The 9,236-nt window shown below is 68.1% G+C and carries 22 protein-coding genes; 14 read left to right on the top strand and 8 right to left on the bottom strand.

Annotated features, from left to right (window positions below):
- Window positions 1-249: 249 nt before the first annotated feature.
- From ADK57_RS50070 to ADK57_RS25985, 3 genes are read left to right on the top strand one after another with little or no spacing between them, the layout of a single operon-like run.
- Entirely contained in the window at window positions 250-450 is a 201-nt protein-coding gene (locus tag ADK57_RS50070) for a hypothetical protein (protein WP_159050151.1), read from the top strand.
- A complete protein-coding gene (locus tag ADK57_RS25990) occupies window positions 447-707 on the top strand; it encodes a helix-turn-helix domain-containing protein (RefSeq protein WP_053751986.1) in 261 nt (86 codons plus the stop codon). Before ADK57_RS50070 ends, ADK57_RS25990 begins: the two co-directional genes overlap by 4 nt.
- Window positions 704-1,087: a hypothetical protein gene (locus tag ADK57_RS25985; RefSeq protein ID WP_053751985.1), complete on the top strand. Its 384-nt coding sequence runs from the start codon at window positions 704-706 to the stop codon at window positions 1,085-1,087. The genes ADK57_RS25990 and ADK57_RS25985 overlap by 4 nt, the downstream gene beginning before the upstream one ends.
- 226 nt (window positions 1,088-1,313) lie before the next feature.
- On the opposite strand, the gene ADK57_RS25980 is transcribed toward ADK57_RS25985, so the two are convergent.
- From ADK57_RS25980 to ADK57_RS25945, 8 genes are all read right to left on the bottom strand, one after another.
- Window positions 1,314-1,982, bottom strand: coding sequence for a hypothetical protein (locus tag ADK57_RS25980; RefSeq protein WP_053751984.1), 669 nt, complete (start codon window positions 1,980-1,982; stop codon window positions 1,314-1,316).
- Window positions 1,972-2,181, bottom strand: a complete 210-nt coding sequence (locus tag ADK57_RS25975; RefSeq protein WP_053751983.1) for a hypothetical protein — start codon at window positions 2,179-2,181, stop codon at window positions 1,972-1,974. The genes ADK57_RS25980 and ADK57_RS25975 overlap by 11 nt, the downstream gene beginning before the upstream one ends.
- Window positions 2,182-2,394: 213 nt before the next feature.
- Window positions 2,395-2,664 (bottom strand): hypothetical protein, encoded by a 270-nt coding sequence (locus ADK57_RS25970; protein ID WP_053751982.1) that lies wholly within the window; start codon window positions 2,662-2,664, stop codon window positions 2,395-2,397.
- A gap of 427 nt (window positions 2,665-3,091) precedes the next feature.
- Window positions 3,092-3,469 (bottom strand): hypothetical protein, encoded by a 378-nt coding sequence (locus tag ADK57_RS25965; RefSeq protein ID WP_159050150.1) that lies wholly within the window; start codon window positions 3,467-3,469, stop codon window positions 3,092-3,094.
- 186 nt (window positions 3,470-3,655) lie between these two features.
- Window positions 3,656-3,970 carry a hypothetical protein gene (locus ADK57_RS25960; protein WP_053751980.1) on the bottom strand — a complete coding sequence of 105 codons (315 nt, stop codon included), beginning with the start codon at window positions 3,968-3,970 and terminating at the stop codon, window positions 3,656-3,658.
- Between the two features lie 178 nt (window positions 3,971-4,148).
- Complete coding sequence (locus tag ADK57_RS25955) at window positions 4,149-4,556, bottom strand: NUDIX hydrolase (RefSeq protein WP_053751979.1); 408 nt, start codon at window positions 4,554-4,556, stop codon at window positions 4,149-4,151.
- Window positions 4,553-5,191 (bottom strand): NUDIX domain-containing protein, encoded by a 639-nt coding sequence (locus tag ADK57_RS25950; RefSeq protein ID WP_053751978.1) that lies wholly within the window; start codon window positions 5,189-5,191, stop codon window positions 4,553-4,555. The genes ADK57_RS25955 and ADK57_RS25950 overlap by 4 nt, the downstream gene beginning before the upstream one ends.
- A gap of 150 nt (window positions 5,192-5,341) precedes the next feature.
- Window positions 5,342-5,596, bottom strand: coding sequence for a hypothetical protein (locus ADK57_RS25945; protein ID WP_053751977.1), 255 nt, complete (start codon window positions 5,594-5,596; stop codon window positions 5,342-5,344).
- 257 nt (window positions 5,597-5,853) lie between these two features.
- Here ADK57_RS25945 and ADK57_RS25940 point away from each other — a divergent pair, with 257 nt between their 5' ends.
- The 11 genes from ADK57_RS25940 to ADK57_RS25905 all read left to right on the top strand — a co-directional run bounded on the left by ADK57_RS25940 (window position 5,854) and on the right by ADK57_RS25905 (window position 9,217).
- A complete protein-coding gene (locus tag ADK57_RS25940; protein WP_053751976.1) occupies window positions 5,854-6,351 on the top strand; it encodes a hypothetical protein in 498 nt (165 codons plus the stop codon).
- A complete protein-coding gene (locus tag ADK57_RS50595; RefSeq protein ID WP_199830685.1) occupies window positions 6,351-6,515 on the top strand; it encodes a hypothetical protein in 165 nt (54 codons plus the stop codon). The genes ADK57_RS25940 and ADK57_RS50595 overlap by 1 nt, the downstream gene beginning before the upstream one ends.
- Window positions 6,516-6,697: 182 nt before the next feature.
- Window positions 6,698-6,919 (top strand): hypothetical protein, encoded by a 222-nt coding sequence (locus ADK57_RS25935; protein ID WP_053751975.1) that lies wholly within the window; start codon window positions 6,698-6,700, stop codon window positions 6,917-6,919.
- Window positions 6,919-7,344, top strand: coding sequence for an HIT family protein (locus tag ADK57_RS25930; RefSeq protein WP_078973336.1), 426 nt, complete (start codon window positions 6,919-6,921; stop codon window positions 7,342-7,344). Before ADK57_RS25935 ends, ADK57_RS25930 begins: the two co-directional genes overlap by 1 nt.
- Window positions 7,345-7,449: 105 nt before the next feature.
- Window positions 7,450-7,638, top strand: coding sequence for a hypothetical protein (locus tag ADK57_RS25925; RefSeq protein ID WP_053751974.1), 189 nt, complete (start codon window positions 7,450-7,452; stop codon window positions 7,636-7,638).
- A 95-nt stretch (window positions 7,639-7,733) separates the two neighbouring features.
- Complete coding sequence (locus ADK57_RS50065; protein ID WP_159050149.1) at window positions 7,734-7,898, top strand: hypothetical protein; 165 nt, start codon at window positions 7,734-7,736, stop codon at window positions 7,896-7,898.
- Window positions 7,899-7,979: 81 nt separating this feature from the next.
- Window positions 7,980-8,147 carry a hypothetical protein gene (locus ADK57_RS50060; protein WP_159050148.1) on the top strand — a complete coding sequence of 56 codons (168 nt, stop codon included), beginning with the start codon at window positions 7,980-7,982 and terminating at the stop codon, window positions 8,145-8,147.
- 41 nt (window positions 8,148-8,188) lie between these two features.
- Complete coding sequence (locus ADK57_RS25920; protein ID WP_053751973.1) at window positions 8,189-8,485, top strand: hypothetical protein; 297 nt, start codon at window positions 8,189-8,191, stop codon at window positions 8,483-8,485.
- A gap of 9 nt (window positions 8,486-8,494) precedes the next feature.
- A complete protein-coding gene (locus ADK57_RS25915; protein ID WP_053751972.1) occupies window positions 8,495-8,806 on the top strand; it encodes a hypothetical protein in 312 nt (103 codons plus the stop codon).
- Entirely contained in the window at window positions 8,806-9,012 is a 207-nt protein-coding gene (locus tag ADK57_RS25910) for a DUF4236 domain-containing protein (RefSeq protein WP_053751971.1), read from the top strand. The genes ADK57_RS25915 and ADK57_RS25910 overlap by 1 nt, the downstream gene beginning before the upstream one ends.
- Window position 9,013: 1 nt before the next feature.
- Complete coding sequence (locus ADK57_RS25905) at window positions 9,014-9,217, top strand: hypothetical protein (RefSeq protein ID WP_053751970.1); 204 nt, start codon at window positions 9,014-9,016, stop codon at window positions 9,215-9,217.
- Window positions 9,218-9,236: the final 19 nt, after the last annotated feature.

Genomic DNA, 9,236 nt, shown 5'->3' with positions numbered 1-9,236 from the left:
CCCCCCCCCCCCCCCCCGCCATCGCCCCCCCCACCACCGGCACCCCGTCATCCCCCCCCCCCCCTGCCTCCCCCACCCCCCCAAAACGACCCGCCCACCCGCCTGCCCCACCCGCCAACCCCGCTACACCACCCGCGACCACGCGTTGGCCGCACTCCTCCCCACCATCACCCACACCCACCACCACACACCGGCCGCATGCGACCACTGCAACGGATGGCACAACACGGAGACCCCCAGGGAGTACCAGTGATTCCACCCAAACCCGCCGCGCACCTCCCGAAGAAACCGGCCCGCCGCCGCTACATCAGCGCCGGCACCGAGCAGCTCCTCCGCGACTGCTTCGCCGGCCTCGTCCCCGCCCACGTCATCGAGGAAGCACTCCGGCAGATGGCCATCCGCGAAGGGCGACTCCGGGCGCCACGGACAAAGCCCGGGAGGCAGGCGTGAGAAGCCCTGCCTACGAGGGCAAGCCGCTCAGCCCCGGCCAGCTCGCCGCGCTCCGCCTGGCCGCGTCCGGCTACACGAGCCGCCAGATCGCGGCCCGCCTCGACACGACCGAGCAGGGCGTCCACCTCCGCCTGAAGGAAGCCGCCGCCCGCCTCGGTGCCCGGTCCCGCACACACGCCGTCGTCATCGCCCTGCGGCGGCACGTCATCCACTTCGACGAAATCGAACTCGACCAGCACCAGGAGCACGCCGCATGACCGTCACGCACCACCCCGAGCCACTGCTGGATGAGCACTGGCAGGGCGAGGAACTCGCCGCCGACGACACCCACCGCTACCTGTGGATCTGGCAGGGCTTCAACATCCGCCTCATCGCCGTCCCCCACGACGATGATCTCGGCTACGACCACGGCTGGTGCTACCCCCGCGACCCGGCCGCGGTACGGGCCGCCGTCGCCGCCTGGGATCCCGACATCCAAGACGAGCCCGCCGGCTGGCACAAACGGCCCACCATGCCCGTCCGCCGCGCCCCACACCGCGACAAGGAGCCGGACTACAACCGGCCGCGCTGCGCGCACGGCTGCTACCTCCATGACGGCTGCCGCACCATCGGCTGCCCCGAAGGGATCGACGCGTGACCGACTCCGATCACGACCCCGTCGACATGCAGGAACCAGGCCGGGCCTGGATGGACGGCCACCTCAGCAGCAAGGAGTACTTCGACCTCATCCGCCGCGGCAACCCGCCAGCCACACCCCGGCCCACACCCCTCGACCGACTCCGGCGATGGCTCCGGCGACGGAAAGGATGAACACGGCGAAGGCCCGCACCCAGATGGGTGCGGGCCTCTTTTCGTGCGCCTCGCTACGACTTCGGCACGCCGTACCGGTCCACGAACGTCGCCACGGCATCCGGGTCGCGGCGCATTGCGGCCCACAACTGGTTCCGGCGGAAGCCTTCGCGGCCGACCTCCAGGACCTTCTCGTAGCCGTCGCGTGCCTCGACCAGGCGTTCCACTGCCAAGAACTCGATGATGTCCTCCAGGCAGGGACGGAAGCGTTTCCCGCCTACCGGGAAGTGCAGCTGCGCGAACGACCGGCCTGTATCCGTCTTCGGATCATTCAGCGTGCCGAACAGCTCCGACGCCCCGTACACCTGCAGGTGAGCGTCCGGGTAGCCGTCCGCCTTGTCTCGCTCGTAGTCGTAGTGGAACAGCCCGTGCTTTGCATCCTGTGAGCCGAACACGCCGAAGAACGACTTGTGGACCATCAGGTGCTCGCGCTCGGCGTCGAGGCGCAGCTGGAAGCTGACGTCCATCCACAGCTCGACCTTCGGTGCCCGCGGTTTCAGCCGGAAACGCTGCGCCGTCATCGTGGTCTTGTCGATCAGGTGCCCGAGCGCGAAAAGGCGGTCGTCGCCCTTGGAGAGCGCGACCGCCTTTATCTGGACGTGATTAGCGATGGTGCAGTTCAGGAGATTCTGGATCTCCTTGGCGAATCTGTTCGTCTGGTTGCGAAGCTTGTCAGAGATCAAGTGCGCCGCCGATAGATACCCACAGCGACTGTGCCTGCGCTGAGCTGAAGTCGCGCCGGCGCGCCATGTCCCGCAGCTCTGCGTAGGTCAGACCGATCCGGTCCAGGGCCGCGTAGGCGGCCTCACGGAACTCTTCCTCGGACAGTTCGGTGATGACGTCGTCGTCGTGATCCGAAGCCCGCTGCTCTTGGATGGTCATCTGAATCGCCCCTACCCCCCGGTAGCTTTCTCGATGACAGTAGTGTCCCATCAGGGTCTGACACTGTGACCGCCGTCACTAGCCGCTGTCCAGCCAGACGGCTCATCTGTCGAATTCTTCCCCCTTGGGGATGACCTGCACCCATCCGACTAGCCCTCTTGTACGCATCCAAGCGCCACCGCGTTCGAAGTGGCCCGGGCCTTGCTCGGCCGCCTACGGCACCCACTGCTCCGTGCACGCCAGGCAGATCCTGCGGTTCGCCCACGCGGCCCGGGCGTGGTCGCTCGCCTCCGCCTTCTTGTGGATCACGAAACCCCAGCCACCCCCAGCGGCGAGCGCCACCAGTCCCGCGAGGATCTCGCCCGACACCAGCGCGTACAACCCCACCAGAGCCAGCCCCGCCGCCAGCAGATACGAACCGTCGGCCCCGGCCGGCTCCGCGTAGGTGGACCTGTGCGGTGACCCGGTAGGCAGACCGTCCACGTAGTGCGACAGGAGTTGGACGTTCGACGAACCGCATTTCGGGCTTGGACAGTTCACGGCAACCTCGGCTGTGGCGCAGGGAGTTGAGGCCAGCAGCGTCCAGCGGAAGGAGACGCTCCGCCAAGCCGTCGACGGCGTCTGTGAGCGGGGCCACAGGCGGGCGACACCAGGGGTCCCGCCCGACGCAGACGAGACGTTCGGGTGACCGTCAGGACACCGACCGCAGCGGGAAGAAGGCGAGCTGCTGCGCCTGCTTGCCCTCGCGTGCGCCCGCGCGAACAGCTGGCGGGAAGCGAGGAAGGCGTCTCCTCTTCGAGGAGCGGGATATTCCAGCCAGCCTTCTTCCAGGTAGTGGTCTTACGTAGTTGACCCCCCAATCGCGGGACTCCGGACAGTCCGGCACCCGGAGCGTCCGGCTCCCGGAAAATTAGGGGTCCGGTGAGATCTGCTTCAGCAGCAGCAACAGGCCCTCCGGGGTGTCGCTCACGAGCGTCGTCGTCTGCCACCGCCCGCCCTTGCCCTTCTCCTTCGCATGCGTCACCAAGCCGGCGGCCCGCAGCTCCTTCAGGGCCTCGCGGATCGCGTGCTCGCCCTCGCCTTTGCCGCCTGCGGCCTTGTGGAGGTAGGCGAGCCGCTCGACAGTCATCCCGCTACCGTCGGGCTGAGACAGGAAGGTGACGAGCAGGCCCTTCGCCTTCAGACTCAGGACGTAGTTCCGGGCGACATGCTGGTTACTGGTCGGCGTCCAGCCGCTCTTCGGCTTGGAGCGGAACGTCCTCAACTGGCCACCGCCTGGTGGCGACATTGCGGCGTCATCGGTATCGTCATGCGTATACCTCGCTTGGCGGTGAGGGCGAACGAAGCGGGTGGCGACCCGCTTTGGATAGGCAAAGCGGCCGGACGGAATGAGCCCCGTCCGGCCGCTTCTTTTTGCTGCAATTCTAGGTGGCGGATGTGGCCCAAGTCGGCCATTCCGCCCGGCAATTCGCCGTCAGATCCGACTCGTGACGAACGGCTCCGGCAGCCCCGGCAGGCCGACGTCGAAGACCTGCGCCAGCAAGTAGCGGGCCACTGTGTCGTGCTCCAGCTCGGAGCGCCCCGTCGGCATCGACAGGTACAGCTCGCCGTTCTTCCGCTGCACGACCGCCCCGAAGAAGGTGCGGTCGGCGATCGAACTCGGCACGATCTCCGCGCCGGCCTCGGAGAGCAGGTCGGCGAGCGGGGCGTCGAGGATGCGGTCCGGCGACAGGGCGGGTGTGGCGTATGACGCAGGCGCGTGGGCAGCCTTGCGCAGTAAGGTGTGCATCTGGCCTCTTCTCTAGCGGGGAGTGGTTGTGGATCGGCGAGTTCGCGCTCGCCGGTTCGATCCGGCCCGGTGTTCGCGCACCGGGCCGCTCGCTTTTGAGGACGGATCAATTGTCGCGCCTGCTCACACTGTGATTGCTGTGTTCGGCGTCACATTTGCGGCCCGCCTGACGGGGCTCCTACTGCGACAACGCCTCGTCGAGGTACTCCTGAACCGGCTCGAACAGGCCGTAGGGCACCAGGCCGGGGATCTCCTCGTGTCGCACCCAGGCCACCTTGTCGAGCTCGTCAGCGTCGGCGACATACGCCTCGCCGGACACCGTCTTGCATGCCGTGTACGCCATGAACTTGCCGGACTTCGGGTGCACCCGGTCGCCGATGTACTTCACGACCTTCACCGTCAGGCCCGTCTCCTCGAGCGTCTCCCGCACGGCAGCCTGCTCCGCCGTCTCCCCGTCCTCGACGCCGCCGGCCGGGAACTGCCAGGACAGTTCGCCCTCCTTCACGCGGCGGCGCACCATCAGGACACGCTCACCGTCGGTGATGATCGCGGCGGACACGTCGGGCTTCTTCGTCTCGGTGGTCATACGGTGGCCTCCAGTGCCTCGAGGATCGGCGGGTAGATGCGGTCGTTGGGGATGTAGCGCGCGAGCCCGTCTATCGGGGCCCACGCCACGGCGACGTTCTCGGAGGAATCCCCATTGATCGCCTCGCCGTGCACGTAATCGCAAATGAAGTATGAGCAGAGCGCGCGCGTGATCGGATGGAGCCGTTCACCCAAGTGCTCGCGGACCATGCAGTGAATGCCGGTCTCGTCCAGGGTTTCCCGGACCGCGACTTTCGCCGCCGAGCCGCCCGGCTTCACGATGCCCGCCGGGAACTGCCAGGTGATGTCATCGCCGTCCTGCCTGCACACAAGCAGCACGTCACCGCCCCGGCGGACCACGGCGATCGCCACCCGCAACGCCTGCGCCTCCGGCTGTGGCGCCGCTATCCGCGACAAATGGATAAACCGCCTGCGCACCGCATCACCTGCCTTCTCGTAAGCCGTGTCCAGGATTCGCTGCGTTTCGCGCTGCGGAATCATGTTCGGCGAGGCGTGCCAATTGGCGACGCTGCGCACCGATACTCCGAGGCGACCCGCGAACTCTTCCTGGGTCATGTCGAATGCTTCCTGGAGCCAGGCCGCTTGCTGCCCGTTCCACTGCTGTACGACGTCCACTATCGGCTCCCGAGCCGCTGTCGTGGGCCTTCTCGCAACGGGACTGCATGGTGTCTGCATGTCCGCTGCATGATCACTGCATGTTGCTGCACGGGGTCTTCATGGCCTGGGCGCGCACGCACGCGAAGACTCGATCCCATGGATTCCCGGTCACTCTCCCTTGCCGTACTGGAAGGCGCGTTGGAGCGAGACGTCTCCCATGGCCTCCCCGATCTCCTTCCATGTCTTCCCCTCGTCGCGGAAGCCCAGAGCGATCTCCTGACGCTGCCGCCTCCGCCACAGCTCCAGCTCGTCCTCGAGGAACTCGGCGAGGCTGAGGTAGGCGGCCCAGCGCTCATTCAGGTCAGTGATCGCGCGCAGCTGCTCGTCGTAGCGGGTGAAGGGAGCGTCGGGGGAGTCGGCCATGACGCGAGAGTACGGGCCATCCGACGCCCACTCAAGACGCAACTAGAAGAGTTGAGTTGGGCGCTTGACTCGCCGCCGCGAGCCCTCTACGGTCGTACCAAGTCTTCAAGGCGACACCTAGAAGACGGCAACTTCGTCGTCCACTCCTACCGGACCCAGTCCGCGGACGGCACCCCACAAAAGAAGACGGGCCGGACACCGCGACTCCTACATCGCAGGCCGGCCCTCACCACGAGGAATCTCTGAAGGGTCCCCTCATGGCTACGAAGCAGCTTACCGGTGCGCCGACGCGCGCCGATCACCACCGCCCCACCGCCCCGCTTCCGGCTGGCGTCGAGTCGCTGGCCTGCGGCCTGGATGTGAAGCTGGCGTCTCCCGCGGATCTGCTGCGTGCACAGATCGGCCGCCTGGAAGAGTCGCTGTGGATCCAGTCGGAGGGCATCCGCGCGGATCTCGCGACGATGCGGGATCTGTCGCTGCCGGAGCTGGACCGGGCCGCCGCGGAGGGATCCTTCCACTCCACGATGAGGGAGATCGCTTCTCTGCGGCATCAGATCCGGCTGTTGGAGGCGGCCCTCGGCGCGCTGGCCCGGTACACGGATGCCGAGGTGACGTACCGGATGCTGGCGAAGTCGACGGCATGGATGGCGCCTGGCGAGTACGACCGGATGCTGTGCGTCGTCGACGCGATGGCCGGCGCTCGTGCGGAGCTCAAGACCGCCGGGATGCTGCACCTGATCGGCGGTGGCGTCTGATGGCCCGCGAGGTGTACGCCGAGTTTGCGGCCGGTAGCCCGCGCGGTTCCTGGCCGGCGGAGGAGAAGGCGGCCGAGCTGACCCGGTCCGGAACTCCGGCGACTGTCCGCATGGACTTGGACCGTGACCGCTTCGTGGTCGTGCCCGTCGAGGAGTCGCGATGACGGCCGACCAGTGGGCGGAGCTGCGTCGCAAGCTCGCAGAGGTCAACCGCCGCTCCGAGTCCCGGCCGAAGGCCTAACCCCCCAAGACGGCCGCGGTGGCGGTCCGACAATCCCCCCGTCCCGCCACCGCGGCTCCCAATCCCGAACCACCCCACCTTGTTGACCACTCGAAAGGCACCCCCATGTCTACGTCCCTGCTGTTTGACGCCGATCTCGCCGCGTCGGAACTCGGCCGGAAGCGTCGCGCCGCGATGCCTGTTGAGGCGCAGATCGTCGCCTCGTACCAGTCGGCCCGGTCTGATGGTGACCGCGAGCAGATGCGGCTCCTCCGCCGCAACGCCGCCGCCCTCGACCCGGAGCTGCTGGCTGAGCTCGACGGCTTCGACTACCCGGCAGCGGCGTGATGGGCGGCTGTGTGTTCTGCCGGATCGTGGCCGGGGATGCCCCGGCCGAGGTGGTCCGCGACTGGCCGGATGCGGTGGCGTTCACGCCGCTGAACCCGGCGACCGATGGGCACGTCCTCGTCGTTCCCCGCATCCACGTCGCGGATTTCACCACCGATCCGGATGTCACCGGTGCGACGGCCAAGCGTGCCGCCGAACTCGCCCAGGCACACGACTTGGTGAGCGCCAACCTGATCACCAGCAAGGGCCGGGCGGCCACCCAGTCCGTGTTCCACCTGCACCTGCACCTGGTTCCCCGGCGTGCAGGCGACGGGCTGCTGCTGCCGTGGTCCGAGCCGGCCGTCAACACCGTAGAGATTACGGCCTCGTCGGGTGTCTTCCACACCGGCATAGGAGCCCAGCACGTGCACGTCGGCAGCCGATAGCCCACCGCATCAAGCCTTCGGCAGGCCGAGTTCGGGCCTGCGCCTCGACAGCAGCCGAGGGCACGCACCACCAACCCAAACCGAATGACATCCAGGAGGAACCAGATGGGACGCAAGAACAACGACGTCGAGCGGAACTCCGACGTGGAGCGCGGCCACCGGCTGATGGACAGCGTCCGTGAAATCCGTGACACCGAGGGTCTCAGCGACTTCGCCAGGGTCGTCACGCAGGGCCTGCACGGGCAGGGCGGCGCCGACTACCCGCCCAAGGGCCACGACTACCCGAAGGTCTGAGCCTCCAGCCCCCGCCGGACCGAACCCGGGTCTACGCCTCGAACGCGGGCGGGCGGCACGCACCACCCATCCATCCAGCACACGAGAGGAAGCCCATGGCTGACGACGCCAAGCAGCAGATCGCCGCTTACGAGCAGGGTGCCGCGCAGGCCCGCGAATTCCAGACCCGAATGCTCGCGGCCGGGGATCCCGACACCGCGCAGGCCGCCAGCCAGCTGACGGACGGCTACCTGGACGCCATCAACAACACCAACCGCTGACCAGCTGCCCGATCCGCCGGTCTCGTACCGGCGGTGAGGGGAACCGCGCCAGCGTTCCACCACCCAACGAGAGGAGCCCTGATGGGCCGCTTCAGCAAGTCGTCTGCCGAGCGTGCCGAGTACCGCGACGCGAAGGCCGAACTGGCCACCCACACCGATCCCGACTCCGACAAGTTCGTCGCCGCCAACGACCGCGTCGTCGCCGCGCAGAAGGACCTGCCTGTCTGGCACCCCAGCAGGCGCGGCTGACCGGTTGCCCGATCCGCCCAACCCCTTGAGAGGAGCCCGTAGTGCACGCCTATCTGATCACCGCGAAGCCTGGCCGGCTGCATCGTGCGGCCGTGTGGGCGGGCCGGTGGGCGCTGCGGGCCCTCGCCCTGACCGTCATGTGCGCGCTCGGGGCGGTCGTGTTCACGGTCCGCTGCGCCCGCCCGGTCATCAACTACCTGGCCATCCGGGCCGCGTGGTTGGAGCTGTGGGCCGCCTCGGTGACCGGGATCGGCCCAGTCGGCGCGGCTGTCGGCTCCGGGCTGACCGACGAGTTCGTCCGCGAATTCCACAAGGCGCGTACCAGCGCGCCCGCCTGAGAGGAAGTCATGAAGAAGCCCCACATCATCGAGGCGATCGGCGGTGCCGCGACCGCCGTGCTCACCGGAACCACGGCCGTAAACCTCGCTGGCCACGATGTCGGCTTGCTGACCATCCTGGCCGTCGCCCTGTCCATGCTGTCGACCGGCCTGACCCTCACCGGGCAGATCACGAAGGCTGCGACCACCGAGGCGTACCGGTGCTCGGCGCAGGGCTGCACGGTCGAGATCCGCGCCACCCGCAACCATGCGCCCGAGCGGCTTGCCGTCCTGCGGGAGATGGCCACCGATCACAGTCGTCACGGATCGGCGGCCGTCTGATGCCGCTCACATTCCGCAAGTCGTTCCGGATCCTGCCCGGGGTCCGCCTGAACATCAACCGGCGCTCCTGGTCGGTGACGCTGGGCGGCGGCAACGGGCCGCGGTGGACGCGGAGTTCGACCGGCCGCAACACCGTTTCCCAGAACCTGCCGGGCGGCTTCGGCTACCGGCGCACCACCACCCGACGTAGCCGAGGAGGCCGCTGACATGCGCCTGAGCCGTCCCGTCCTGATCGCCATCGGCGTCGTCTCCGCCCTGCTGGCCGTCGCCGTCTCGTCCGCCATCGAAGAGCTCGGAGCACCCGGCCCGGCGACGGTTGCCGCGGCCGTCGGCGTGTTCTACGCGACCGCCTACGGCCTGGCCAACGCCACCGCAACGTTCATCGCCTACCGCGCCGCCCGCCGCGGCTGAACCTGAAAGGACCCGATCC

Origin of the sequence: Streptomyces sp. MMG1533 (genome assembly GCF_001279775.1) — a bacterium.
Taxonomy (GTDB): Bacteria; Actinomycetota; Actinomycetes; order Streptomycetales; family Streptomycetaceae; genus Streptomyces.
The sequence above is the reverse complement of the archived record's forward strand: the minus strand, read 5'-3'. Positions and strand labels throughout refer to the sequence as shown.

Bases quoted from the DNA above. Each gene is read 5' to 3' on its own strand.
- ADK57_RS25985 (WP_053751985.1), top strand. From the start codon at position 704: ATGACCGTCACGCACCACCCCGAGCCACTGCTGGATGAGCACTGGCAG.
- ADK57_RS25975 (WP_053751983.1), bottom strand. From the start codon at position 2,181: ATGACCATCCAAGAGCAGCGGGCTTCGGATCACGACGACGACGTCATC.
- ADK57_RS25965 (WP_159050150.1), bottom strand. From the start codon at position 3,469: ATGTCGCCACCAGGCGGTGGCCAGTTGAGGACGTTCCGCTCCAAGCCG.
- ADK57_RS25960 (WP_053751980.1), bottom strand. From the start codon at position 3,970: ATGCACACCTTACTGCGCAAGGCTGCCCACGCGCCTGCGTCATACGCC.
- ADK57_RS25955 (WP_053751979.1), bottom strand. From the start codon at position 4,556: ATGACCACCGAGACGAAGAAGCCCGACGTGTCCGCCGCGATCATCACC.
- ADK57_RS25945 (WP_053751977.1), bottom strand. From the start codon at position 5,596: ATGGCCGACTCCCCCGACGCTCCCTTCACCCGCTACGACGAGCAGCTG.
- ADK57_RS25940 (WP_053751976.1), top strand. From the start codon at position 5,854: ATGGCTACGAAGCAGCTTACCGGTGCGCCGACGCGCGCCGATCACCAC.
- ADK57_RS50595 (WP_199830685.1), top strand. From the start codon at position 6,351: ATGGCCCGCGAGGTGTACGCCGAGTTTGCGGCCGGTAGCCCGCGCGGT.
- ADK57_RS25935 (WP_053751975.1), top strand. From the start codon at position 6,698: ATGTCTACGTCCCTGCTGTTTGACGCCGATCTCGCCGCGTCGGAACTC.
- ADK57_RS25930 (WP_078973336.1), top strand. From the start codon at position 6,919: ATGGGCGGCTGTGTGTTCTGCCGGATCGTGGCCGGGGATGCCCCGGCC.
- ADK57_RS25925 (WP_053751974.1), top strand. From the start codon at position 7,450: ATGGGACGCAAGAACAACGACGTCGAGCGGAACTCCGACGTGGAGCGC.
- ADK57_RS50065 (WP_159050149.1), top strand. From the start codon at position 7,734: ATGGCTGACGACGCCAAGCAGCAGATCGCCGCTTACGAGCAGGGTGCC.
- ADK57_RS50060 (WP_159050148.1), top strand. From the start codon at position 7,980: ATGGGCCGCTTCAGCAAGTCGTCTGCCGAGCGTGCCGAGTACCGCGAC.
- ADK57_RS25915 (WP_053751972.1), top strand. From the start codon at position 8,495: ATGAAGAAGCCCCACATCATCGAGGCGATCGGCGGTGCCGCGACCGCC.
- ADK57_RS25910 (WP_053751971.1), top strand. From the start codon at position 8,806: ATGCCGCTCACATTCCGCAAGTCGTTCCGGATCCTGCCCGGGGTCCGC.
- ADK57_RS25905 (WP_053751970.1), top strand. From the start codon at position 9,014: ATGCGCCTGAGCCGTCCCGTCCTGATCGCCATCGGCGTCGTCTCCGCC.